Genomic DNA, 23,953 nt, shown 5'->3' with positions numbered 1-23,953 from the left:
CTGAGACAGGCTCTGAGACGGATGAGGGACTCGGCGCGAGGGGCCGAGCATGGCACGCGAGAAACCCGGGCCGGGCGGAGCGCGTCCGCCGCGGCGCCGGGTGGCGCGAAGGTCAGAACTTCAGGCTGGCGCCGATGGTGATCGCGCGGCCCCAGCGGTTGTAGCCCTGCGGCAGCGTGATCTGGCCGTTGCCCAGCGTGTACTCCTGCTTGGCGTCGGTCAGGTTGCGGCCTTCGATGCTGATCTTCAGCCACTGGTTGACCTCGTACGAGGCCTGCGCGGTCAGCCAGGTGATGGCCTTGGCGCGCTCGTGGAAACCGGGGCCCAGCACGTTGATCGCGGAGACGAACTCGTCCGTGTGGTCGGCCGTCGTGCTCAGGCTCCACGGGCCCTTCTCATACAGCACGCCGATCGAGGACGTCGCCGGCGCGATGCCGGCCAGCGGCCCCTCCACGCCCGCCACCACGCTCTTGGAGTTGTTGCGCGTGTGCTGCGCCCGCACGCCGAAGCCGTTGTCCCACAGGTGCTGGAAGCCGATCTCCATGCCGCGCACCCGCGCCGTGTCGCCGTTGATCGGCTTCATCACGTTGAACAGATGGCCGGGCACGCCGATGTCCACGCCGGTCTGCCAGCTGGTGGTGATCTGGTTCTTGATGTTCTTCTGGAACACCGCGAAGGTCAGCGCCGAGTTGCGCGCGTAGTACCACTCCAGCGACGCGTCGTACTGCTTGGCGCTGTAGGGCTTGAGCTCCGCGTTGCCGCCGTAGACCTGCGTGAAGTCGCCCCAGGCGACGCTCGCGGTGGTGCTGGTCGGGGCCAGTTGCTCCACCGACGGACGCGCCATCGTCTTGGCCGCGCCCAGGCGCAGCTGCAGCTTGTCGTCGAAGTGCCAGACGAAGTTGGCCGACGGCAGGCCGTAGGTGTAGCTGGCGTCCTGGCCGATCTCGGTCGGCGCGGCGTAGACGGCGGTGTAGTTGAAGGGGCCGTTCTCGGTCAGGCTCTGGATCTTGGCGTCCCAGGCCTTGGACGAGGTCTTGGTCTTCACGAGGCGCACGCCCACGTCCGCGTTCCACTTGTCGCCGGACAGGTCGGCCTGGATGAAGGCGGAGGTGGTCTTCTCCCGCACGCGGTAGCTCTGCAGCGGGTTCCAGACCGGGCCGGCCTTGCTGAAGTCGTAGACGCCGCCGTCGGGACGCGGCTTGCCGTTGTAGGCCTGCAGCGCCGCCAGGTAATTGGGCACGTCGAAGCCCAGGAAGCTGCGCGGGAAATTGCCGCTGACGCCGTTCATGAAGTTGGGCAGGCTCAGGTGCTGGTCCAGCACGTTGCCGCCCAGCGTGGCGACGTTGATCGCGTTGGTGCCGGAGTAGTAGTTCTCGCCGCCGTTGATGGCGTTGTCCACCAGATCGCGGTTCTTGTCGCGCCGCGTGTTGCTGATGCCGAAGCGGATCGTGTCGACGTTGAAGCGGTCGACGGTCCACGCGCCATTCAGCGTGAGGCCGCGGATCTTGTCGTCGATGTTGTCGCCGGACAGGCCGAGGTAGTGGGTGTTGAAGTCGCTGGGGCCGAACTTGCCCGAGGCCAGCCCGCTCACCAGGTCCCGGCCGTCGTTGAAGGTGGTTTCGATGTCCGGCACCGCGGACCCGGTCAGCTGCACCGTGGTCACGTTGGGCTGGTTCATGCGCAGGACCGTGTAGGTGTCCTGGCCGCCGGAGTGGCGCTTGGAGGTGGACTGGTAGATGTCGCCGTCGAACTTCAGCGTGCTGGTGGCCTTCCACTCGACGTTGGCGCCGTAGACGGCGCTGTCGACGACGCGGTGCTCGGTGACGTTCAGCAGCTCGGGATTCAGCTGGTTGTCCGGGTTGGCGCTGTTCATCGTGAAGCTGGTGACGACGCCGTTCTGGACCTGCATGTTGGACCAGCGGCCCGGCGCGAACAGCGTGTAGAACGACTGCTGGTAGCCGACCTGCGGCGAGTTCAACCGCGTCTTGATGCCGTCGACGGTGACCTTCACGTCGTCGCTGGGCCGCCACTCGACCTTGCCCGACAGCGCCGTGCGCTTCTTCTGTTCCATGATCGAGCCGACGCGGAACTGGCCCGGTCCGATCAGGCCTTCCTCGTTGGGATCGAGCACGCCGTTGCCGTTCGGGTCGATGTTGCCGCCCCAGGCATTGCCGGTCCAGTTGGCGGCGGGGTCGGAGATCGGATTGCGCGTCCAGCCGCCGTCGTTGCCGGCGGTGTCGGTGCGGACCTTGCGGTCGGCGTAGACCACGCCCAGCAGCACGCCCAGCTCCTTGCCGAAGGTGTTGCTGTAGGTGGCCGAGACCTTGCCGCCGTTGAGCCTGGACATGAAGTTGCGGTCACCCTCGACGCGCATGATCCCGTGCTGGCCCGGCTGGTCGAACGGGCTGGCCGAGCGCAGGTTGATCAGGCCGCCGATGGCGCCTTCCATGACCGAGGCCTGCGCCGACTTCACGACGTCCGCGCCGTTGATGATGTCCGACGGCAGCACGTCGAAGGCGAAGTCGCGGCCCGCGCCGTCGGTGGCCAGGATGCGGTTGTTGAAGGTCGTGAGCGTGTATTCCGGTCCCAGCCCGCGCACGCTGACCTTCTGGCCCTCGCCGCCCGCCGTGCGGGAGATCGACACGCCGGTGATGTGGCTCAGCGAATCGGCGACGTTGTCATCGGGAAAGCGACCGAGTTCGGTCGCGCTGATGCTGTCCTGCACGCCGGCGGCATTGCGCTTCAGGTTCAGCGAGCGCTGCAGGCTGGCGCGGGTACCGGTGATCTCGACCCGTTCCAGCGTCTGGTCGGCGGTGGCGTCCTTGGCGGCGGGTTGGGTCGGGGGCGCCGAAGCGGCCGCGGCCGGCGGCTGAACCTGCGCCTGGACCTGGCCCACGGCCAGGCAGCTCAGCGCCGCCAGCGTCGCGGCGGCCGACACCGGTCGCCGCGCGAATCTGGCTTGCAGGAGGGAATGCAGGGGAGCTCGCATCACATGGTTCCTTGTTGTCTTGGTCCGTCGCTTCCCGGGCTGTCGGGAGCGGCGGAGGGATTCCGCTGAAGGCGCGCCGGGTCTCTCTCTCAGGCTGGCGCGGAGCGCCGGTCCCTGGACCTCTGACCGGCTTGCCGCAAGTCTACGCATCCTTTCGATTGATTTCGTATATCGTTTTTACCGACGTTCTTTCTTTCGATATGCCTATCGCCGAAAGCATTCGGATACCAAAGCGACGCACTCGGCCTGGAGCAGCTCGCTCAATCGTTCGGGTTTTCCCTCGAAACACCTGCTCCGGCGGGCTCTCACGGAAACTTCCGTTGTGTTTCCGATTTTCCTGCCTTATTCTTTCGTACGAAAGTTATCAAAACCCGAAAGCCCTCGATGCAACGACATTGGCTGACCTACGCCCTCATCACCACCCTGTTCTGGGGCGCGTGGGGCGCGTTGACCGGACTCTCCGCCGAGCGCGGCTTCCCCGACACGCTCGTGTACGTCGTGTGGGCGCTGACGATGATTCCGCCGGCCTTGATCGTGCTGGCGCGTGCCGGCTGGCGGCTGCAGCGCGACCGGCGCGCGGTCGCGCAGGGGCTGACGGTGGGCCTGCTCGGCGCGGGCGGGCAGATGCTGCTGTTCCGCGCGGTCGAGTCCGGGCCCGCTTACCTGATCTTCCCCATCGTGTCGCTGTCGCCGGCGGTGACGATCGCGCTGTCCTTCGGCCTGCTGGGCGAGCGTACCGGGCGGCTGGGCGTCGCTGGCATCGTGCTGGCGCTGTGCGCACTGCCGCTGTTCGACTTCCAGTTCGGGCAGCAGGGCCAGGCGCTGGGGCTGTGGTTCGGGCTGGCGCTGATCGTGATGGCGTCCTGGGGCCTGCAGGCTTACTTCCTGAAGACCGCCAACGCGGCCGCCAGCGCCGAGAGCATCTTCTTCTACATGACCGTCAGCGCCTTGCTGTGCATCCCGGCGGCGCTGTGGATGACGGACTTCTCCCGCCCGATCCCCTGGGGGTGGGACGGCCCCGGCCTGGCCGCGGTGATCCAGGTGCTGAACGCGATCGGCGCGCTGACGCTGGTGCATGCCTTCCGCCACGGCAAGGCGCTGGTGGTGTCGCCGCTGGTCAACGCCGGCGCGCCGCTGCTGACCGCGCTGCTGTCGATGGCGTTGAGCGGTGCCTCGCCCAGCGGCGCCAAGCTGGTCGGCGTGGCGCTGGCGTTGCTGGCCGCGCTGCTGCTGGCGCTGCAACCCGAAGGCGGCGGCCCGGTCAAGGCCGCCGCGACCGATCCGAACCTCGACCCCGCCCGGGATGGCAAGGCCTGACCCCGCCGGCCCTCCCCCACCACGCATGGACTGATTCCGCCGCCCCGCGCGCCCTATTCATCGCAGCCGCCGTCCCGGCCGCTGCCCTCCGACCGGAAGGAACCCGCTTGAAACTCATGCTCGACATCGTGCGCCGCCACAAGCAGGCCGCGCCGCTCAACGATCACTCGCCGGCCGTCGGCATCCCGTCGGTGTGCTCGGCGCACCCGGTCGTCATCGCCGCGACGCTGCGCGAATGCGCGGCGCTGGGCCGCCCCGCGCTGATCGAGGCCACCTCCAACCAGGTCAACCAGGACGGCGGCTACACCGGCATGACGCCGGTGGACTTCCGCCGCTTCGTGCTGGCGCTGGCCGCGGCCGAAGGCGTCGACCCGGGCCTGCTGATCCTGGGCGGCGACCACCTCGGCCCCAACGCCTGGCGCAAGCTGCCCGCGGCACAGGCGATGGCCAAGGCCGAGGTGATGGTGGCGCGGTACGTCGCCGCCGGCTTTCGCAAGATCCACCTGGATTGCTCGATGTCCTGCGCCGACGATCCGGTGCCGCTGCCCGAGCCCGAGATCGCCGCCCGCGCGGTCCGCCTGTGCTTGGCCGCCGAGCACGCCTGGCGCGACACGCCCGACCGCGGCGAGCCGCCGGTCTACGTCATCGGCACCGAGGTGCCGGTGCCGGGCGGCGCACACGAGGACCTGGACGACCTCGCCGTCACCTCGCCGCAGGCGGCCGGCGCGACGCTGGCGCTGCACCGCGAGGCCTTCGCCGGCGCGGGGCTCGACGCCGCCTTCGAGCGCGTGATCGCGATGGTCGTGCAGCCGGGCGTGGAGTTCGACCACCACAAGGTCATCGATTACCGCCCCGAGAAGGCGCGCGCGTTGAGCGCCTTCATCGAGACGCAGCCGGGCCTGGTCTTCGAGGCTCACTCCACCGATTACCAGACCCCGCAGCGCCTGGCGCAACTGGCCCGCGATCACTTCGCGATCCTCAAGGTCGGTCCCGGCGCGACCTTCGCGCTGCGCGAGACGCTGTGGGGCCTCGCCGCGATCGAGCGCGAATGGCTGGGCCGCCAGGCCGGCGGCGACGACCTGATCGAGACGGTGCTCGGCGTGATGCGCGCCGAGCCGGGCCACTGGCAGCCCTACTACCAGGACCCGGCGCGGCTGACGGTCGACCTGGCCTACAGCCTGAGCGACCGCATCCGCTACTACTGGACGCATCCGGCGGTGCAACGCGCCTGCGCCGGCCTGCTGGACCGGCTGGAACATTCGCCACCACCGCTGACGCTGCTGAGCCAGTTCCTGCCGCGCCAGTACGACGCGGTCCGCGACGGCCGGCTGCGCAATCGCCCGGCCGAGCTGCTGCGCTACGGCACCGCGCAGTCGCTGCGCCCCTACCTGCACGCCTGCGCCGCCTGAACCGGGCCACCCGCGCGCGTCCCTTCCCACCGACACAACAAGACGATGACCCTGCTCAACCTCGATCCCGCCGACCTCGACCGCCGCGGCGCGCCGCACACCGCGCACGAGATCGCCCAGCAACCCGCCGTCTGGCAGGCGGTGCACGCGCTCGTCCAGGCGCGACGCCCGGCGCTGGACGCCTTCCTGCAGCCGCTGCTGGCACGGCCGGACCTGCGCATCGTGCTGACCGGCGCGGGCAGCTCCGCCTTCATCGGGCAATGCCTGACCCCCGCACTGCTGCAGCAACTCGGCGCGCGGCCGGGCATCCGCGTCGAGGCGGTGGCCACGACGGACATCGTCTCCAACCCCGCGCAATGCCTGCAGCCCGGCGTGCCGACGCTGCTGGTGTCCTTCGCCCGCTCGGGCAACAGCCCGGAGAGCCTGGCCGCCGTCGAGCTGGCGGACGCGATCGTCCAGGACTGCCATCACCTGGCGGTGACCTGCGCCGCCGAGGGCACGCTGGCGCGCCGCCTGGGCGAGCGCGAGCGCGCCCACGTGCTGCTGCTGCCCGACGAGACGCACGACCGCGCCTTCGCGATGACGTCCAGCTTCACCGGCATGCTGCTGGCCGCGGCCTGGGCCTTCGGCCTGGCGCTGCCGCCGGTGGCGGCGCTGGGCGCCGCGACGCGCCACCTGCTGGCGTCCGAGGCCGGGCGCCTGACCGCGCTCAGCGAGCAGCCGTTCGAGCGCGTCGTCGTGCTCGGCAGCAACGGCCTGCAGGGACTGGCGCGCGAGGCGGCGCTGAAGATCCTGGAGCTGACCGACGGCCGGCTGGTCGCGCTGGCCGATTCGCCGCTGGGCTTCCGGCATGGTCCGAAGACGGTGCTGAACGATCGCACGCTGGTGCTGATCCTGCTCTCCAATGACCGCTACACGCGCCGCTACGACCTGGACCTGCTGCGCGAGCTGCGCCGCCAGGGCCGCGGCCGCATCGTCGCGCTGAGCGCCGCCGCGCTCGACGGCGAGGAGGCGCTGGCCCAGGACGACGTGCTGCTGGACCTGCCCGCCGACGCGCCGGACCTGGGGCTGGCGCCGGTGGCGCTGGTTTTCGGCCAGTGCCTGGCGCTGCTGGCGTCGCTCAAGCTCGGCATCACGCCGGACAATCCGAGCGCGTCCGGCACCGTGACCCGCGTGGTCAGCGGCGTCATCATCCATCCGCTCGAACAGCCCTCGGCCTGAAGCCCCGGATCACCCCATGAGCTCTGGCAACCACGCCGTGTACCTCGGCATCGACGGCGGCGGCACGAAGACGTCCTTCCTGCTGCTGGACGGCGACGGCGCGCTGCTCGCGCGCCATGTCTCGACGACCAGCTACTACCTGGAGATCGGCTTCGACGCGCTGCGCGCGCTGCTGCGCGACGGCGTGGCCGAGGCGCTGCGACAGGCGGGGCTGACGCCGCCTGCCGTCACCTCCGCCTTCGCCGGACTGCCAGCGCACGGCGAGGACAGCAGCCTGCTGCCCGCGTTCGACGCGTTGCTGGCGGACGTGCTGCCGCGCGGCCGGGTCGGCAACGACATGATCTGCAGCTGGGCGGGCTCGCTCGGCGGCCAGGACGGCATCAGCCTGGTGGCGGGCACCGGCTCCATCGCCTACGGCGAGTGGCAAGGGCGCGGCGCGCGCAGCGGCGGCTGGGGCGAGGTCTTCGGCGACGAGGGCTCCGCCTACTGGCTGGCGCGCGAAGGGCTGGCGCTGTTCTCCCGCATGGCCGACGGCCGCGCGGAACCGGGACCGCTGCTCGGCCGCATGCGCCAGCACTTCGGCGTGACGCACGACCTCGATGTCTGCGCGGCGATCAACGGCACCGCGGCGCGCAGCCGGCTGGCGCAACTGGCGCGGCTGGTCTCGACCGCCGCTGCCGATGGGGACACGCAAGCCGCGGCGCTGCTGACGCGAGCCGGCGACGAGCTGGCCGCGCTGGCGCTGGGCGTGGCGCGACAGCTCGCGCTGCCGCGGGACGCGCGGGTCGAGGTCTCCTACACCGGCGGTGTCTTCGAGGCCGGCGAGTCCGTCACCGACGCGTTGCGCGCCGCGCTGGCCCGCGTGCTGCCGGGCGCGGCGCTGACCGCGCCGCGCTTCGGACCGGAGCTGGGCGCCGCGATGTACGCGGCGCGCCTGGTGGGCGCGCGGCTGAAGCCGGCGGCGGCATTCGCCTGAGGCCCGGAGCAGCCGTCGCGGTGATCGACCGCGACGGCTCGCGATCGACCGCTTCCGAACGCTGCCGCCTCGATATCATTCGAAAGTTCACGTCTTCCGGACCGTCATGTCATCCTCGAGCACTCCGACCGCCGACAGGCAAGAAGCTTCGCTGCTCATCGACGAGCGGCGCCGGCTGATCCGCGAGCAGGTGCAGACACAGGGCCGCGTCACGGTCGAGGAACTGGCGGAGCGCTTCGGCATCTCCGTGGTCACGATCCGCAGCGATCTCAACGCGCTCGCTTCCACCGGCGCGCTGCTGCGCACGCACGGCGGCGCGCTCGCGCATCGCGACACGGAAGAAGTACCGATCAGCGTCAAGCAGAAGCTGCGCCACGAGCAGAAGGTCCGCATCGCCACCGAAGCGGCCCGGCTGATCCGCGACGGCGAGACCATCCTGCTCGACTCCGGCTCGACGACCGAAGAGATCGCCAAGCAGATCCGCGGCCTGCGGCTGCAGTCGCTCAACGTCATCACCAACGCGCTCAACATCGCGGTGCTGCTGGCGACGGTGCCGGGCGTCAACATCATCATGCCGGGCGGGTTGCTGCGGCAGAACTCGTACTCGTTGTCGGGACCGCAGGCGGTGACCGCGTTGCAGAGCCTGTACGCGGACCGGCTCTTCCTGGGCGTCGACAGCCTCGATCCCGAGATCGGGTTGATGACGCCCCATCTGCTCGAAGCCCAGCTGAACGCGCAGATGATGAAGATCGCGCGCCAGATCGTGGCGGTGGCGGATGCGTCCAAGCTGATGAAGCGCAACCTGTCGGTGATCGCGCCCGTCGAGCAACTGGACATCCTGATCACCGACAACGAGGCGGATGCCGCGATCGTCGGGGAGCTGCGGCGGCGTGGCGTCGATGTGATCCTGGCTTGAGGGCCTTTGGGGACCGCATCGCCCGTCGGCGGAAGTCGGGGGCCCGGGGCTCATCAGTCCCAAAATCGCCCCGGGGTCCCCGGCTTTCGCCGCCTCCAGACCGTACGAGCCAAGCTCAGCGCTTGAACGCGGCGCAAGGATCCTCGCGTGTCGGCGCGGGCGCGCGTTCGACGCGGTCGTAGCCTCCGTTCGGCGCGCTACTCGTCGGCTCCAGATACCCGATGGCATCGATGTCCGACGCGGGCACGCCCGCCGCCTGCAGGTACACGGGCACGGCCACATCCCGTCGCACGTGGCCGTTGCCGGCGATCAGCACCACCCGCTTCGCGCCGGCCTTCTTGGCATCGAGCATGGCCTGTGCCATGGCCGCGTCGCGCGCGCGCTGGGCCTGCACCATGCCGGGCAGCATCGCCTCGGGCATCGCGCCGCAGTGGCCATCCTGGATGTCCTTGCGCAGCGTGTCCTGCTGCGCGCCGCTCCATGCCGTGCGGTCGCGCAAGGCGAGCAGGTCGGCCGGCCAGGCCGCGTCGCCCTCGCGGACGATCTTGCGGACCTGATCGCGATCGATGTTGCCGCCGCGGGCCTCGGCGCCGGTCTGCAGGACGGCGTCGAACAGGGGTTGATGCAGCGGCCAACGCCACGCCTTGCGATCGAACTGGGCGGCGTCGATGACGGCGGCCGTGTCGCCGGGATGCTCGCGCCGGGCCTGCGCCACGGCACCGTCCTGCGTGCGCGAGAACTGCTCGAAGACGATCACCGTGCGCGGCTCCTGCGCGATCAATCGGCGCAGTTGCTCGGCGCGGGCGCGGTGATGGTCGGGGTTGTCGTGGAGCTCGCCCAGCAGCACGAATTCGGGCTCCGGCTTCGCGGTCGATGCCGCGGAGGCGGCGGACGGCAAGGCTCCGGAAGCACTGGTGTTGGCGCTCGGAGTCGCGCTGGAAGAAGTGCCGGAAGAAGCAGTCGTCGACGAGGCGCAGGCGGCGAGCAGCGCGGTCAGCGCCAGCGCGACGCCGCGGGAGGCAGTGTTCATGGTGTCGGTCCTGAGGTCAGGGAAACGGAACAGGCCTGGCGAACGATGGCTGGGTCGATCGGGCATTGTCGTCGCCTCGGGCGGCCAGCCGCGCGGTGGCCGTCCACAAAAAAAGAAGAGCCCCGCGGGACTCTTCTTTCCTCATGACCGCGAAAGCGCGGTGCTCAAGTGGCGCTCAGCGGATCGTCGCCACCGACCGCATCGCCTTCACCGCACTTTCGCCCATCGCCGCGCCGAAGCGCTTGGCGATGCGCTCGGCGACGTTGTCGCGCGGGGTGTAGTCGACGACGTCCTCGGCCTTGACGATCTCGCGCGCGACGTAGTCCAGGTTGCCCGTGCCGTCGGCCAGGCCCATCTGCACGGCCTGCTCGCCGTTCCAGAACAGACCCGAGAACGTCTCCGGCGTTTCCTTCAGGCGCGCGCCGCGGCCCTCGCGCACGACGCGGATGAATTGCTGGTGGATCTGGTCCAGCATCGCCTGCGCATAGGCTTGCTGCCGCGGGCTGACAGGCGAGAACGGGTCGAGCATGCCCTTGTTCTCACCCGCCGTCATGAGCCGGCGCTCGACGCCGACCTTCTTCATCAGCTCGGTGAAGCCGAAGCCGTCCATCAGCACGCCGATCGAGCCGACCACCGAGGCCTTGTCGACGTAGATCTCGTCGGCGCCGGCGGCGATGTAATAGGCGCCCGACGCGCAGATCTCTTCGACCACGACGTAGAGCTTCTTGTTGTGCAGCGCCTTCAGCCGCTTGATCTCGTCGTTGACGATGCCCGACTGCACCGGGCTGCCGCCCGGCGAGTTGATGCGCAGCACCACCGCCGCCGAGTTGGGGTCCTCGAAGGCGGACTTCAGCGCGGAGACGATGAGCTCGGCGCTCGCCTCGGTATCGGACGCGATCTCGCCGCGCACCTCGACCAGCGCCGTGTGCGGACCCACCGCCGCGCCCGCATGGTGCTTGGGCGAGAACACGGCCCAGAGCAGCAGCAGGAACAGCGTCACCCAGATCAAGCGGAAGAAGGTTTTCCAGCGCCGGTCGCTGCGCCGGTCGCGCAGGTAGTCGTGGGCGAATTGCTCCAGCACGTGCTCGTAGCGGGGCGGGGTCGCCGATGCCGCGGGCACGCCAGAAGCGGCGGACGCCGCGCGCGGCGCGGCCGGGTCGGGCGACGCCACCTGCTTGAGCATGTCCTCGGGACGCGGCGTCGCGTCGGGGATGGGAGGCGGCAGATCGGAGTTGTTGTCGTTGCTCATTCAGTCCTCGAAGACGGGACGCGTGTCGCGGGAAGGATACCAAGTGACCTGTCCGTCGCGCTCTCTCACGTCGAGCTTGGTCAGGCCCATCCGGCCGCACATGCCGGTCACACAGCGGCCGTCCAGCGGGTGGTACACGGCGCCATGGATGCTGCAGATGATGTATCGCTTGTCGCCGTCCAGGAACTCGCCCTCCTGCCAGTCCATCTCGGTCGGCACATGCGCGCATCGATTCAGGTAGCCGACCACCTGGTCGTCGAAGCGCAGCGCGAAGGCCGTCGCCGGCTGGCGGAAGTGCATCACGTCGAAGGTATGGGCGCGGCCACGCTCCTCCAGGTCGGAGGAGGCGCACAGCGGCACCGGCGGCAGGTCGATCTCAGGGGTCATGGGCGGGGGCGGCGGGCGGAGGTCGAAAGGTTCAGGCGTGGGTCGCCAGCCACTCGCGCAGCGTCGGCACGTCGTGGGCGACCAGCAGTGGCGCGAAGTCGCGCAGCGATTCGTGCTCGTGCGCGCCGTAGGTGACGGCCACCGCCGGGCAGCCGGCATTGCGCGCGAGCTGCAGGTCGTGGGTCGTGTCGCCGATCATCAGCGTGCGCTCGGGCTCGGCGCCGAACTCGCGCATCAGCTCCAGCAGCATGCGCGGATCGGGCTTGCCGGCGGTCTCGTCGGCGGTGCGGGTGCCGTCGAAGAGCGTCGTCATGTCGACCGCCCTCAGCGCCTCGTCCAGGCCGCGGCGGCTCTTGCCGGTCGCCACGGCCAGCCAGTGGTGGCGCGCCTTCAGCTCGCGCAGCAGCTCCGGCACGCCGTCGAACAGCGTGACCTCGTGCGCCGACGCGAAGTAGTGATGGCGGTAGCGCTGCCCCAGCGCCGGATAACGCGACGGGTCCAGGCCCGGCAGCGCATGGGCCAGCGCGTCGATCAGGCCCATGCCGATGACGTAGCTGGCGCGCTCGCGCGAGGGCGGCTCCAGGCCGAGGTCGGCCGCGGCCGCCTGCATGCAGCGCACGATCAGCGCGGTGGAGTCGTAGAGGGTGCCGTCCCAGTCGAAGACGATCAGATCGAAGCGTTGAGGCATGACGGGCGTTCGAATGCGGTTCAGGGGCGGTTCTTCAGGGCCGTTCAGCGCGCCGGACGGCGCAGGGCGGCCAGCAGTGTCTCGCACTCGGGCGGCAGAGGCGCGTCCAGGGTGATGGTCTCGCCGGTGGCCGGGTGCGCGACGCGCAGCTGGCGCGCATGCAGGAACATCCGGTCGAAGCGCAGCGACCCGCGCGCCAGCGCGCGGTTGGCCTCGAAGTCGCCGTACTTCGGGTCGCCGACGATCGCATGGCCCTCGTGGGCCAGGTGGACGCGGATCTGATGCGTGCGGCCGGTCTTGATCGTGACGTCCAGCAGGCTGTAGCCGGGCAGCGCCTCCACCACCCGGACCAGGCTGATCGAGCGCTTGGCCTGCTCCGCCTGCGGATCGTGCGAGCTGGTCACCGCCCGCACCCAGCGTTCGCCGTCGCCGCCGACGAACTTCAGCAGCGGCACGTCGATGACCTTCTTGTTGGCGGCCCAGGCGCCGGGCACCAGCGCGGCGTAGGTCTTGCCCGTCTCGCGATCGCGCAACTGGTCCTGCAGATGCGTCAGCGCGCTGCGCTTCTTGGCGATCATCAGCAGGCCGGAGGTTTCCTTGTCCAGGCGATGGACCAGTTCGAGGAACTTCGCCTGCGGACGCGCGCGCCGCAGCTGTTCGATGACACCGAAGCTGACGCCGGAGCCGCCGTGCACCGCCACGCCGGCAGGCTTGTTGACGACGATCAGGTGCTCGTCCTCGAAGACGACGGGGAACTCGCGCGCCGGCACGGCCTGCGTGTCGGCCTTCTCCGCCAGTCGGACCGGCGGGACGCGCACGATGTCGCCCGCTTGCAGCCGCGAGTCGGCGCTGCAGCGGCCTTTGTTGATGCGCACCTCGCCGGACCGGATGATCCGGTAGACCAGCGTCTTGGGCGCGCCCTTGAGCTCGCGGATCAGGAAGTTGTCCAGCCGCTGACCGGCCGAGCCGTCGTCGACGGTGAGCTGGCGGACTTGAGGCGCCGCCGGCGTATCGGCCGCGGACGCCGGGGTCACCGGGGCCGGTGCCAGCGTCGCCACGGGTGCGGCCTCGGCCCGCGCCCGGGCGGGCGCCGGGTGTGCCGGCCGAGACGCCGAAGCCGGCTTCGCGCGGGAGGCGGGCGCGGACGCCGCCCCCTTCTTTTGAGAGGGGGCCGGAGCCCTCGTGGCACTGCGGGCAGTCCCTGGGGCGGCCTTGCGGGCTTTAGCCCCTATAATGCTGCTTGCCACGTTTTCGTTGTAAGTATTTGATTTTTCTCATTTTACTCGGACGACTGAGTTCGAGCGCGACAAGGACGTGGCGGTGGGTAGCCCTTGTGATTAGGCTACCCTTCACATTTGGTGATGCAACGTCATGTCGTTGACGTCGGGCCCGCTTCCCGAAGCGAGCGGGCAGGCGCGACGGCGAGATGGCAGAGCAATGTCGTCAGAACCATGTCCACGCGGCCGATGGAATCGAGGATTCCGGCAAGCGGCGGGGGCAGCACAACAAGGTTTCACGACGTCAGAGAGGGGACGCAAGTCCGCGCGCTGACGTCAGCACCCAGGCTCCGATTCCGGATGTTCTCTTCAGTCCCCCTCACCCCCCGCCGCCTGCGAGCGCGTCCCGGATTCGTCCGGACGCCAGGCTCCGGCCGTGGCCGGGTCGCGCCCGAGAAGGCGCGCATGTGGACAGGAACATCCGGCCGAGGACCTGCGGCGCACGCGCCAACGCTGCCGCGCTGACCGGATCCCAGATCCGGTCGATGCCAGTCCAGGGCGATTCCTTTCCCGGTTCTCTCGCGTTTCTCGTGCATCGGTCGAATCGCCCGCCGGCTTACCCCCGGCGGCGGTTCTGATGGTTGCACGCCGTGGCACAGCCGCCGGCGTGGAGGAGAACTGATGAAACGCATGCTGATCAATGCGACGCAGCAAGAAGAGCGTCGCCTGGCGATCGTCGATGGCCAGAAACTGCTGGACTTCGAGACCGAGATCGAGGGCCGCGAACAGCGCAAGGGCAACATCTACAAGGCGGTCGTGACGCGCGTCGAGCCGTCGCTGGAAGCCTGCTTCGTGGATTACGGCGAGGACCGCCACGGCTTCCTGCCGTTCAAGGAAATCTCCCGCCAGTACTTCCGCGAGGGCGCCGACGTCCGCTCGGCCAAGATCCAGGACGCGATCCGGGAAGGCCAGGAGCTGCTGGTCCAGGTCGAGAAGGAAGAGCGCGGCAACAAGGGCGCCGCCCTGACGACCTTCGTGTCGCTGGCCGGCCGCTACCTGGTGCTGATGCCCAACAACCCGCGCGGCGGTGGCGTGTCGCGCCGCATCGAGGGCGAGGACCGCGAGGAGTTGAAGGAAGCGCTGGATCAGCTCGAGTACCCGAAGGGCATGTCGCTGATCGCGCGCACCGCGGGCATCGGCCGTTCCGCCGCCGAGCTGCAGTGGGACCTGAACTACATGCTCAAGCTGTGGACCGCCATCGACGAGGCGAGCTCCGGCGGCAAGGGCGCGTTCCTGATCTATCAGGAGTCGTCGCTGGTGATCCGCGCGATCCGCGACTACTTCACCGCCGACATCGGCGAGATCCTGATCGACACGGACGACATCTTCGAGCAGGCGCATCAGTTCATGAGCCATGTGATGCCGGAGACGGCGCACAAGGTCAAGCGCTACCGGGATGACGCGCCGCTGTTCAGCCGCTTCCAGATCGAACACCAGATCGAGACGGCCTTCAGCCGCACGGTCAACCTGCCCTCCGGCGGCGCGATCGTGATCGACCACACCGAGGCGCTGGTTTCGGTGGACGTGAACTCGGCGCGCGCCACCCGCGGCGGCGACATCGAGGAAACCGCCACGCGGACCAACCTGGAAGCGGCCGACGAGATCGCCCGCCAGATGCGTCTGCGCGACCTGGGCGGCCTGATCGTCGTGGACTTCATCGACATGGAGGAGTCCAAGAACCGCCGCGAGGTCGAGCAACGCCTGCGCGACGCGCTGCGCCAGGACCGCGCCCGCGTGCAGTTCAGCTCGATCAGCAAGTTCGGCCTGCTGGAGCTGAGCCGCCAACGCCTGCGCCCGGCGCTGAGCGAGGGCAGCCACATCACCTGCCCGCGCTGCAACGGCACCGGCCACATCCGCGACACCGAATCGTCGGCGCTGCAGATCCTGCGCATGGTCCAGGAAGAGTCCATGAAGGACAACACCGCGGCCGTGCACGTGCAGGTCCCGGTGGAAGTCACCAGCTTCCTGCTCAACGAGAAGCGCACCGAGATCACCAAGATCGAGCTGAAGCAGCGCGTGACCGTGCTGCTGGTGCCCAACCGTCACCTCGACACGCCGAACTACAAGCTCGAGCGCCTGCGCCACGACGATCCCCGCCTGGAGAACCTGCAGGCGAGCTACACGATGATCGAGGAGCAGCAGGAAGAGGAAAGCATCACCCGCCGCGGCGCCGAGAAGAAGAACAAGCAGGAGCCGGTCATCAAGGGCATCCTGCCCGAGCAGCCCGCGCCGATGCCGACCCCGGCCGCGCCCAAGGCCGTCGAGCCCGTGGCCGCCGCGCCCGTGGCTTCGGCGCCGGCCGCGCCGGTGGCCGCCGGCGGTGGATTCTTCGGCTGGATCAAGACGCTGTTTGGCGGCGCCCCGGCACCCGCGCCGGCGCCGGAAGTCAAGGCCGAGCCCGCCAAGAAGGAACGTGGCGAGCGCACCGAGCGTGGCGAACGTGACCGCAACGGTCGCGGCGACCGCAATCGCCGTGGCGAACGCTCCGAACGTGGCGAGCGCGGCGATCGTCCGGAGCAGAAGTCCCGCGACGGCAAGCCCCGCACCGAAGGCAAGCCGGAAGGCCGCGGCGATCGTCCGGAGCGCGGCGAGCGTCCCGAGCGTGGTGAACGCACCGAGCGCACCGAACGTGGCGAGCGCGGTGATCGTGGCCGCCGCAACGAGCCCCGCGCCGACAAGCCGGAACAGGCCGTCGACGGCGCGCCGCGCCAGGAACGTGGCGATCGCGCGGAGCGTCCTGAGCGGGCCGAGCGTGGTGAACGCGGTGAAGGCCGTCGCCGCCGCGAGGAACGCGCGCCGCGCGATGGCGCCCAAGCCGAGGCGACGCAGGAGCAACTGCTGCCGTTGGCCGGCACCGAAGCCGCCAACACCGAAGCGCCGAACGCATTCGCCGACACGCAGCCCGATGGCCTGGCGTTGAACGCGGAAGCCGGCGATGAGCGTGGCGGCCGTCGCCGTCGCCGTCGTGGCAACCGCGGCGAGCGTGGCGCCGAAGGCAGCGAAGGCAGCGAGCAGGTCGAAGGCGCGCTGGTCGAGGGTCAAACCCCGGCCGGTGCCGAGGCTTCGTTCGCCGAAGGCGCGGGATCGGCCGAAGCGCCGGTCGTGTCCGGCGAGGCACCTGCTGGCGAAGCCGGCGAGGAAGGCCGCGACGGCCGCCGTCGCCGGGGTCGCGACCGCTATCGTCGCGACCGCCGCGAAGGTGAAGGCGAAGCCGCGCAAAGCGACGGCACCGCTGCCGCCGCGATCGACGGCCTGGTGCTGGATGCCGGCGCCGCGCCGCGTCAGCTGGAGTTGGGCGCCGAGCCCGTGACCGAGACGCCGGTGGCCGTGGCCGCTCCGGCGCCAGTGGCAGCGCCGGCTCCCGTCGCCGCGCCGGTGGCGGCTGCCGTCGCCGCCGCGCCGTCGGCGCCGCGCTTCGAGCTGCCGCTGACCGACCTGAACGCCGTCGCCGAAGGCGCCGGTCTGGTCTGGGTCAACAGCGACGCCGACAAGATCGCCGCCGTCCGTGCCGCGATCGCCGCCGAGCCGGCCCCCGCGCCGCTGGGCCGCGAGCCCGCCCCGGTGGTGGTGGTCGACGAGGGCCCGCTGGTGCTGGTCGAGACCCGCAAGGATCTCAGCCAGTTCAAGCTGCCCTTCGAGGCTTAAACGGATCCTGGCCCGCCCGATGGCAGGCTGATCCGGCCCCACCGCGAAAGGCGCCCATCAGGCGCCAATCGCCCACAGCCGCCGTGGCAACCGCCCGGCGGCTTTCCTTATTCCAATCACGGACGGAGACAACGTCTTGACCACCGCCACGACCGCTGCAGCGCCGAAGATGCCGCCGCAGATTCCCTTCATCATCGCCAACGAAGGCTGCGAGCGTTTCAGCTTCTACGGGATGCGCAACATCCTGACCGTGTTCCTGATGACCAGCCTGCTGCTGGCGATCCCGGAGCCGCTGCGCAAGGGCGAGGCCAAGGAGGTGTTCCACACCTTCGTGATCGGCGTCTATTTCTTCCCGCTGCTGGGCGGCTGGCTGTCGGACCGCTTCTTCGGCAAGTACCGCACCATCCTGTGGCTGAGCCTGGTCTATTGCGCCGGCCACGCGTGCCTGGCGATCTTCGAGAACAACCTGCGCGGCTTCTACTTCGGCCTGTTCCTGATCGCGCTGGGCTCGGGCGGCATCAAGCCGCTGGTGAGCTCGTTCGTCGGCGACCAGTTCGACAAGAGCAACCGCTCGCTGGCGCAGAAGGTCTTCGACGGCTTCTACTGGATCATCAACTTCGGCTCGTTCTTCGCGTCGCTGCTGATGCCGATCTTCCTGGAGCGCTTCGGCGCCAGCGTCGCCTTCGGCATCCCGGGCGTGCTGATGTTCATCGCCACCGCGATCTTCTGGAGCGGCCGCCGCAAGTACACGCACCTGCCGCCGGCCGCGTCCAAACAGGATCCGCACAGCTTCCTGAAGGTGGTGCGCACGGCGCTGACCGCGCAGGCCGCCGGCCAGGGCCGCCCCGGCCTGATGGTCGCGCTGCTGGGCGTGTTGCTGGCCATCGGCGCGTTCGCGCTGACGCCCCAGCTCGGCTTCGTGATCGCGTTCTGCTCGGCACTGGTGTTCGTGCTGGGCTTCGGCGGCGCCGGCGCCTGGATGCAGCTGGAGCGCGCGCGCTCCGTCCATCCGGACGAGGCCGTCGAAGGCGTGCGCACGGTGCTGCGTTTGCTGGTGCTGTTCGCGCTGGTCACGCCGTTCTGGTCTCTGTTCGACCAGAAGGCTTCGACCTGGGTGTTGCAGGCCGACCAGATGGTCAAGCCGGACTGGTTCAAGTCCTCGATGATGCAGGCGCTCAACCCGGCGCTGGTGATGCTCCTGATCCCGTTCAACAACCTGGTGCTGTACCCAATGCTGGAGCGCATGGGCCTGAAGCTGACGGCGCTGCGCCGCATGGGTGCAGGCATCGCGTTCGCGGGCCTGGCGTGGATCGTCGTCGGCGGCGTGCAGTTGTGGATCGACGGTGGCCATCAGGTGTCCATCGTCTGGCAGGTGCTGCCCTACGCGCTGCTGACGCTGGGCGAGGTGCTGGTGTCGGCGACCGGCCTGGAGTTCGCCTACAGCCAGGCGCCGCTGGCCATGAAGGGCGTCATCACCAGCTTCTGGAACCTGTCGGTGACCATCGGCAACCTGTGGGTGCTGCTGGCCAATTCGAGCGTCAAGGGCGAAGCGGCCACCGCCTACATCCAGTCGACGGGCACCAGCGTGACGGCCTTCCAGATGTTCTTCTTCGCCGGCTTCGCGCTACTGGCGGCGCTGCTCTTCGCGCTGTACGCGCGGGGGTACCGGATGCAGGACAACTACCGCGGGTGAATCCCCCGTCGGAGGGCCCGGCGCTCGCCCCCGGAAGGGGGTCGACATGCCTATGATCTCGGCCATCGTCACCGGCGCGCGAGCTTCGCGCCTGCCGCCGGACCTCAAGCACACGATCCCCCGGAGGACTCCCGAATGAGCCGTTTCACTTCGCCGAATCTGCTGAGCCCCATGCTCGCCGTCTCCGTGCTGACCCGCGTCGCGCCGGCGCTTCGCCCGCGGCTGGCGGGCCTGTCGCTGGCCGCGCTGGGCGCCCTGCCGGCGGCCGGTTTCGCCGCGGCGAACCTCGACACCGTCACGCTCAACCTGACGCCGCTGCCGTCCATGAGCCAGGAGCAGCAGCTCAAGATGGACATGCGCATGTCCATGAAGCTGACGCCGCCGCCCAACGCCACCGAGGAGGTGCGCGCCAAGGCGGAGCAGGCGCAGGCAACGATGCCGCTGACGCTGCAGAGCGTCATGCGCCAGCGTCTGACGACCGGCCCGAAACGCGCGGACGGCAGCTACTCGCTGCAGGCCGACATGGAGTCGCTGAAGCAGGAGATGCGCAACGCGCAAGGGCAGGTGCAGGCGCTGCCCAAGCAGCCGCCGATGAAGTTCACCGCCACGATCAGGAACGACCAGTTCGAGGCGATCCACCTGGACATGCCCGCCGTCAACGGCCAGCAGCCGCAGATGCGGCAGGACGCGATGGAGAAGGTCTTCAACCAGGTCTTCGACTGGGTCCGCAAGTTCAACGGTACGACGCTGAAGGTTGGTGAATCGGTCGAGTTCCCGCTGGAGCTGGCGTTGCCGATGGCACCGTCCAACTCGGCCGGCAAGGTGATGGGCCGCTACACGCTGACGCAACTCAAGCAGGGCGTGGCATCGTTCGACGTCGACATCCGCATGGACATGAACCTGGCGGTGCCGGTCAAGGCCGACGCGGCCTCGGCGGCCTCGGCGCCCGCGTCCGACGGCGCGGTGACGCCGCCCGCCGCCCCGCCGCAGGCGCAGGCCACGATGAAGGGCACGGGCCAGGGCACGATGGACATCCGCCTGGCCGACCGCCTGCAACTGCGCAGCAAGGTCACGATGAACATGGGCATGGACATGGCCGGCCCCGATGGATCGGCGATCCGCATGGACATGCAGATGGACATGGAAGGCGCCGGCAAGACGCTGCCCATGAAGAAGGCGGCCACCCCGGCCAAGCCCACCGCGAAGCCGGCGACGAAGGGCTGACGGCGGCTCGCTGTTCGCTGCTCGCCGCAGTTCGCGACACCGCTTCATGAAAGGACCGCCCTCGGGCGGTCCTTTGCTTTCGACCCGTCAAGCCAGGAACGTGATGAACGCCATCAGAGCCGCCAACAGCCCGAAGGTGCTGAGGATGGTGCTGACCGTCCAGCGCAAATGGGCATCGAGCTTGCTTATCAGGCTGGCCTTGACCGCCTCAAGATCCGCCGGCGTGACGAAGTTCTTTCTCGACGCCTCGATGCGCTCCTGGATGTCGTCGCGGACCGCTTCCGCGGCTTGGCGCGCGCGGTCATCGGAAACACCCACTGCCGTCAAGGCCAGGAACATCTTCATCTGCATGGCGACCTCGCTTTCATTGCCAGGAGAACGTGCTGGCAATGAATCTACGCCTCGGCGGTCCGCCGCGATACTGACTTGTTCTCGGAGACTTTCGCCCGATGCCACGCGAATGAGTAGGCCGAGTCCCTCGCGTTCAGGCATTGATTTGTCTCCCGACAATCACCCCCTTGGAGCCGCTGACGCGTAGCCGGCTCCACTCGCCGCAAGGGTTCGAACGCCGGTCGCGGCGATTCAGTCGCGCTGACCTCGCGCCAGCAATGCGCCGACGCCGTAGAGACCGGCCGCGACGACACCCGCGGCCAGCAGGTCGAGCCCCCATGGCAGATCGTCCGCCGCGAGCCACGCGCCCGATACGGCCGCCGTCACGATGAACAGCGCCACGGCCCGCCAGCGATCGGCGCGCGCCACTGGCGGATCGAACGGCGCCTGGGCCAGCCGATCGCCGTCGGGCTCATGGGCCGCGGGCGCGCCCGGCGGCGACCACCCCGGCGCCTTGAACAGCACGCGCAGCTTGTCGACGGTGCGTGGCGTGGCCCGCATGCGCCGGAACAGCTCGGCGTAGAACTGCCCGACAGCCCAGATCGGATTCCAGCTCCGCAGCGGCGTGACGGTGCCGTAGACGCAGGGCTCGGACTCCTCCTCGAAGGAGCCGAACATGCGGTCCCAGATCACCAGCACCGCGCCGTAATTCTTGTCGAGGTAGCGCGGATTCACCGCGTGGTGGACGCGGTGGTTGGACGGCGTCGAGAAGATGCGGTCCAGCCAGCCCAACCGGCCGATGTGCTCGGTGTGGATCCAGAACTGGTACAGCAGCACGAACAGCCCGGCCACCGCGTAATGCTCGAGCGGAATGCCCAGCAGCGCCATCGGCAGGAAGAACGGCCAGCCCATCACCGCATAGAAGCTCTCCTGCCGCAGCGCGGTGCTGAGGTTGAAATGCTCGCTCTGATGATGGACGGTGTGGGCGGCCCAGAACAGCGCGCTTTCGTGGCTGACGCGATGCAGCCAGTAATCGCAGAAGTCGTAGATCACGATCGCCGCCACCCAGCCCCAGGGGGCGCTCCAGGCGGACTCGGGGATCAGTCCGATGCGCGGTTGGACCAGCGCGTAGATGCCGTTCTGGAACAGCGGCGTGATGGCAGCCACGGCCAGGCTCAGCAAGCCCTGGCTCAGGCTGCTGATCGTGTCGGCCAGGCTGTAGTTGTCGCGCTTCTTGAAACGTCCCCACAGCCATTCGAAAGCCATGCTGAGCGCGAAGACGGGCAAGGCGATGAGGAGGGCGCGGTGCATGGGGAATGCCTGCTCGGAGCGCGTCAGAAACGACGCCAGACGCTGAGGGTGATGCTCTGCTGCGTCGCGGATTTCGTCAGCGGCGAATGGGCGGCGTCGCCGATCAGGCGGGCAGTGAGCCACTGGCCGCTCACCGACCAGCGCTCGTTGAACTTGTGCTCGCCGCTGACGCCGATGCTCCAGTCCATCCACCCCGCCCGGGGCCGCCACACCGGCAGGCCGCTGGCGCGCGACTCGCCCGGGCCGATGCCATAGCTGCTGCCCAGGTGGGCCGCGTTGGCGGCGGTCGCGGCCACGCTGATGCCGATGACATCGTCGCCGATGGGAATTCCGGAGGTGGCGCCGATCTCCAGCTGCGCGCCGTCGTGATGACGCCCGCTGCCCCAGGACACGCCCGACTGCAGCAGCAGGTAGGGCAGCGCCTGCACGTTGGCGAAGGCCTCCGTCGTCACCCGCGAACCGAGCCGGTCGACGCCGTTCGGCGTCAGCCGCTTCGGCCGGCCGAACTGTGGCCAGAGCCGTGCACCGATCTGCCAGTCCTTGGCCGTCTGCGGGCTCGCCAGCAGCGGCACGACGTTCCAGCCGACGCCCAGGTCGGTCGACACGAAGGCGCCATTGGGGGAGAGGTACTCGAAGGCCGGCAGCAGGCCGTTGCTCTGCTCGCGGCCACCGGGCGCGGACGGCCAGTTGCGGGCGGTCAGCCCGCCCGACCAGCTGGCGGTGGCGGGGGGCGCATCCATCAGCAACAGGCTGCCCGCGGCGCGGCTGTCGTCGGCGCACATGACGCACGACGCCATGTAGAGCACCACGGCCGTGGACAGCGTGCCCAGTACGGTGCGTGTGAAAGGGAGCAAGGCGGAGGGACCCATGAGGAACAGGAAAGGCCGGCGGATTCTAGGGATGAGGCCGATGGAAAGCCTGTCGGGAGGCTTACCGAGGCTGGGCGGCGCGGTCCTGCGCGGTGCCGCCGTGAAGATGTCGTGATGCTCGCGCGCCGCGATGGAGACGGCACGTCTGACGCCTCACGCCGCCTCGCCCCGCACTTCATCCGACCGCCCGCTCCCCGCGACCCGCAGCAACGCCACGAACGCGATCGCACTCGTGGCCAGCAGATAGACGGCCGGCGCCATCGGCGATGCCGTCGCTTTGCCCAGCCAGGCAACGACGTATTGGGTCGAGCCGCCGAACAGGGCGACGCCCATGGCATAGACCAGCGAGATCGACACCGCCCGGTTGCCCGCCCCGAACGCCGCAGGAAGCAGCGAGAACATCGCCCCGCCATTGAGCGCGTTCGTCGCGGCCAGCACCGCGGCGGTCACGATCAGCTTGCCGGTCGTCGGCTCGTCCACGAGCCACAGGAACAGCGGCACGGCCGCGACACCGCAGGCCAGCCGCGACCCGAGCAGCACGGCCCGGCGATGACCGCGGTCGCTCAGCCATCCGCCCAGCAGGCCGAACACGAGCGTCAACAGGCCCACCTGGATGGCGGCGGTCATCGCGCTCAGCGTACTCAGCTTCAGTTGCACGCTGGCGAATGTCGGCAGGTAGCTGCAGATGTAATTCGCCACCGTGCCGCCCAACACCACGAGCGTCAACGAGACCACGACCCCGGCGCGCACCGGCGCGCCGCGTCCGCGAGCACTGTCGCCGGCCGCGGGCATGGACTCGCTCATCCTGCTTCTGAGCATCAGGACCAGCGGCGCCGCCAGCGCACCGATCAGGAAGGGAATGCGCCATCCGAAGCGCTGCATGTCGGCGTCCGACAGCCACGCCGCGACGAGCGCGCCGACCACGCCCGCCAGCGCCACCGCCGCGCCTTGGCTGGCGAAGAGGCTCGCGCAGTACAGGCCGCGTCGATGAACGGGGGCGGCTTCCCACAAATAGGCACTGGCCGGCCCCACCTCGCCGCCGAAACACAGGCCCTGCACCAGCCGCAGCAGCACCAGCAGCACCGGCGCCGCCACGCCGATCTGCGCGTGGGTGGGCAGCACGGCGATGGCCACGGTGGCCACGCCGATGATCGCCATGCTCAGCAGCATCGCGGGCCGCCGCCCCGCCCGGTCAGCGTAGCGACCGAACCAGAGTCCCCCCACCGGCCGGGCGACGAAGCCGACGGCGAAGACGGCCAGGGCGCCCAGCAGGCTGGCCGTGGGGTCCGCGCTGGGAAAGAAGGCGCGGCCGATGAAGGGCGCGAAGAACGCGTAGGCCACGAAGTCATAGAACTCCAGGGCACTGCCCGCCAGCACGGCGAGCACCACGGGTCCGCGCACGGTCATCGCCCCACCTCCCCT

General features: G+C 69.5%; 18 protein-coding genes. 8 read left to right on the top strand and 10 right to left on the bottom strand.

What is annotated here, in order from left to right; genetic code table 11:
* Nucleotides 1-112 precede the first annotated feature (112 nt).
* Nucleotides 113-2,989: a TonB-dependent receptor gene (locus CDN99_RS18320; protein WP_088386331.1), complete on the bottom strand. Its 2,877-nt coding sequence runs from the start codon at nucleotides 2,987-2,989 to the stop codon at nucleotides 113-115.
* 384 nt (nucleotides 2,990-3,373) lie between these two features.
* Between CDN99_RS18320 and CDN99_RS18315 the strand changes: the two genes are divergently transcribed.
* From CDN99_RS18315 to CDN99_RS18295, 5 genes are all read left to right on the top strand, one after another.
* The gene (locus CDN99_RS18315; protein WP_088386330.1) at nucleotides 3,374-4,306 is read left to right on the top strand and encodes a DMT family transporter; all 933 of its coding nucleotides are present in this window, start codon (nucleotides 3,374-3,376) and stop codon (nucleotides 4,304-4,306) included.
* 116 nt (nucleotides 4,307-4,422) lie between these two features.
* Complete coding sequence (locus CDN99_RS18310; protein ID WP_193531732.1) at nucleotides 4,423-5,715, top strand: D-tagatose-bisphosphate aldolase, class II, non-catalytic subunit; 1,293 nt, start codon at nucleotides 4,423-4,425, stop codon at nucleotides 5,713-5,715.
* A gap of 45 nt (nucleotides 5,716-5,760) precedes the next feature.
* Nucleotides 5,761-6,936 carry an SIS domain-containing protein gene (locus CDN99_RS18305; RefSeq protein ID WP_088386328.1) on the top strand — a complete coding sequence of 392 codons (1,176 nt, stop codon included), beginning with the start codon at nucleotides 5,761-5,763 and terminating at the stop codon, nucleotides 6,934-6,936.
* 16 nt (nucleotides 6,937-6,952) lie between these two features.
* Entirely contained in the window at nucleotides 6,953-7,912 is a 960-nt protein-coding gene (locus tag CDN99_RS18300) for an N-acetylglucosamine kinase (protein ID WP_088386327.1), read from the top strand.
* A 106-nt stretch (nucleotides 7,913-8,018) separates the two neighbouring features.
* Nucleotides 8,019-8,828, top strand: a complete 810-nt coding sequence (locus CDN99_RS18295; protein ID WP_088386326.1) for a DeoR/GlpR family DNA-binding transcription regulator — start codon at nucleotides 8,019-8,021, stop codon at nucleotides 8,826-8,828.
* A 115-nt stretch (nucleotides 8,829-8,943) separates the two neighbouring features.
* Here CDN99_RS18295 and CDN99_RS18290 read toward each other — a convergent pair whose 3' ends face one another.
* The 5 genes from CDN99_RS18290 to CDN99_RS18270 form a co-directional block, all read right to left on the bottom strand.
* Entirely contained in the window at nucleotides 8,944-9,858 is a 915-nt protein-coding gene (locus CDN99_RS18290; protein ID WP_158218883.1) for a ChaN family lipoprotein, read from the bottom strand.
* A 175-nt stretch (nucleotides 9,859-10,033) separates the two neighbouring features.
* Nucleotides 10,034-11,107, bottom strand: a complete 1,074-nt coding sequence (locus CDN99_RS18285) for a S49 family peptidase (protein ID WP_238139588.1) — start codon at nucleotides 11,105-11,107, stop codon at nucleotides 10,034-10,036.
* On the bottom strand, nucleotides 11,108-11,494 hold the full coding sequence (locus tag CDN99_RS18280; protein ID WP_088386324.1) for a Rieske (2Fe-2S) protein: 387 nt from the start codon (nucleotides 11,492-11,494) through the stop codon (nucleotides 11,108-11,110).
* Between the two features lie 31 nt (nucleotides 11,495-11,525).
* Nucleotides 11,526-12,182, bottom strand: a complete 657-nt coding sequence (locus CDN99_RS18275) for an HAD family hydrolase (RefSeq protein ID WP_088386323.1) — start codon at nucleotides 12,180-12,182, stop codon at nucleotides 11,526-11,528.
* Nucleotides 12,183-12,226: 44 nt separating this feature from the next.
* Complete coding sequence (locus CDN99_RS18270; RefSeq protein ID WP_088386442.1) at nucleotides 12,227-13,231, bottom strand: RluA family pseudouridine synthase; 1,005 nt, start codon at nucleotides 13,229-13,231, stop codon at nucleotides 12,227-12,229.
* An 849-nt stretch (nucleotides 13,232-14,080) separates the two neighbouring features.
* On the opposite strand from CDN99_RS18270, the gene CDN99_RS18265 reads away from it, so the two are divergent.
* The 3 genes from CDN99_RS18265 to CDN99_RS18255 all read left to right on the top strand — a co-directional run bounded on the left by CDN99_RS18265 (nucleotide 14,081) and on the right by CDN99_RS18255 (nucleotide 20,021).
* Nucleotides 14,081-17,104: an Rne/Rng family ribonuclease gene (locus CDN99_RS18265; RefSeq protein WP_088386322.1), complete on the top strand. Its 3,024-nt coding sequence runs from the start codon at nucleotides 14,081-14,083 to the stop codon at nucleotides 17,102-17,104.
* 169 nt (nucleotides 17,105-17,273) lie between these two features.
* Nucleotides 17,274-18,797 (top strand): POT-type proton-dependent oligopeptide transporter, encoded by a 1,524-nt coding sequence (locus CDN99_RS18260; RefSeq protein ID WP_088386441.1) that lies wholly within the window; start codon nucleotides 17,274-17,276, stop codon nucleotides 18,795-18,797.
* 135 nt (nucleotides 18,798-18,932) lie between these two features.
* A complete protein-coding gene (locus CDN99_RS18255) occupies nucleotides 18,933-20,021 on the top strand; it encodes a hypothetical protein (RefSeq protein ID WP_088386321.1) in 1,089 nt (362 codons plus the stop codon).
* An 87-nt stretch (nucleotides 20,022-20,108) separates the two neighbouring features.
* On the opposite strand, the gene CDN99_RS18250 is transcribed toward CDN99_RS18255, so the two are convergent.
* The 4 genes from CDN99_RS18250 to CDN99_RS18235 form a co-directional block, all read right to left on the bottom strand.
* On the bottom strand, nucleotides 20,109-20,372 hold the full coding sequence (locus CDN99_RS18250) for a hypothetical protein (RefSeq protein WP_088386320.1): 264 nt from the start codon (nucleotides 20,370-20,372) through the stop codon (nucleotides 20,109-20,111).
* Between the two features lie 231 nt (nucleotides 20,373-20,603).
* Complete coding sequence (locus tag CDN99_RS18245; RefSeq protein ID WP_088386319.1) at nucleotides 20,604-21,662, bottom strand: sterol desaturase family protein; 1,059 nt, start codon at nucleotides 21,660-21,662, stop codon at nucleotides 20,604-20,606.
* Nucleotides 21,663-21,685: 23 nt separating this feature from the next.
* On the bottom strand, nucleotides 21,686-22,516 hold the full coding sequence (locus CDN99_RS18240) for a MipA/OmpV family protein (RefSeq protein WP_158218882.1): 831 nt from the start codon (nucleotides 22,514-22,516) through the stop codon (nucleotides 21,686-21,688).
* A 168-nt stretch (nucleotides 22,517-22,684) separates the two neighbouring features.
* Nucleotides 22,685-23,938, bottom strand: coding sequence for an MFS transporter (locus tag CDN99_RS18235; RefSeq protein ID WP_158218881.1), 1,254 nt, complete (start codon nucleotides 23,936-23,938; stop codon nucleotides 22,685-22,687).
* Nucleotides 23,939-23,953: the final 15 nt, after the last annotated feature.

The sequence above is a fragment of the Roseateles aquatilis genome (genome assembly GCF_002205645.1).
GTDB classification, from domain to species: domain Bacteria; phylum Pseudomonadota; class Gammaproteobacteria; order Burkholderiales; family Burkholderiaceae_C; genus Roseateles; species Roseateles aquatilis.
Note: the sequence above shows the minus strand (reverse complement) of the source record. Positions and strands in the feature narration are given on the sequence as shown.

Bases quoted from the DNA above. Each gene is read 5' to 3' on its own strand.
- CDN99_RS18265 (WP_088386322.1), top strand. From the start codon at position 14,081: ATGAAACGCATGCTGATCAATGCGACGCAGCAAGAAGAGCGTCGCCTG.
- CDN99_RS18235 (WP_158218881.1), bottom strand. From the start codon at position 23,938: ATGACCGTGCGCGGACCCGTGGTGCTCGCCGTGCTGGCGGGCAGTGCC.
- CDN99_RS18255 (WP_088386321.1), top strand. From the start codon at position 18,933: ATGAGCCGTTTCACTTCGCCGAATCTGCTGAGCCCCATGCTCGCCGTC.
- CDN99_RS18245 (WP_088386319.1), bottom strand. From the start codon at position 21,662: ATGCACCGCGCCCTCCTCATCGCCTTGCCCGTCTTCGCGCTCAGCATG.
- CDN99_RS18275 (WP_088386323.1), bottom strand. From the start codon at position 12,182: ATGCCTCAACGCTTCGATCTGATCGTCTTCGACTGGGACGGCACCCTC.
- CDN99_RS18290 (WP_158218883.1), bottom strand. From the start codon at position 9,858: ATGAACACTGCCTCCCGCGGCGTCGCGCTGGCGCTGACCGCGCTGCTC.
- CDN99_RS18305 (WP_088386328.1), top strand. From the start codon at position 5,761: ATGACCCTGCTCAACCTCGATCCCGCCGACCTCGACCGCCGCGGCGCG.
- CDN99_RS18315 (WP_088386330.1), top strand. From the start codon at position 3,374: ATGCAACGACATTGGCTGACCTACGCCCTCATCACCACCCTGTTCTGG.
- CDN99_RS18295 (WP_088386326.1), top strand. From the start codon at position 8,019: ATGTCATCCTCGAGCACTCCGACCGCCGACAGGCAAGAAGCTTCGCTG.
- CDN99_RS18285 (WP_238139588.1), bottom strand. From the start codon at position 11,107: ATGAGCAACGACAACAACTCCGATCTGCCGCCTCCCATCCCCGACGCG.
- CDN99_RS18280 (WP_088386324.1), bottom strand. From the start codon at position 11,494: ATGACCCCTGAGATCGACCTGCCGCCGGTGCCGCTGTGCGCCTCCTCC.
- CDN99_RS18250 (WP_088386320.1), bottom strand. From the start codon at position 20,372: ATGCAGATGAAGATGTTCCTGGCCTTGACGGCAGTGGGTGTTTCCGAT.
- CDN99_RS18310 (WP_193531732.1), top strand. From the start codon at position 4,423: ATGCTCGACATCGTGCGCCGCCACAAGCAGGCCGCGCCGCTCAACGAT.
- CDN99_RS18260 (WP_088386441.1), top strand. From the start codon at position 17,274: ATGCCGCCGCAGATTCCCTTCATCATCGCCAACGAAGGCTGCGAGCGT.
- CDN99_RS18300 (WP_088386327.1), top strand. From the start codon at position 6,953: ATGAGCTCTGGCAACCACGCCGTGTACCTCGGCATCGACGGCGGCGGC.
- CDN99_RS18320 (WP_088386331.1), bottom strand. From the start codon at position 2,989: ATGCGAGCTCCCCTGCATTCCCTCCTGCAAGCCAGATTCGCGCGGCGA.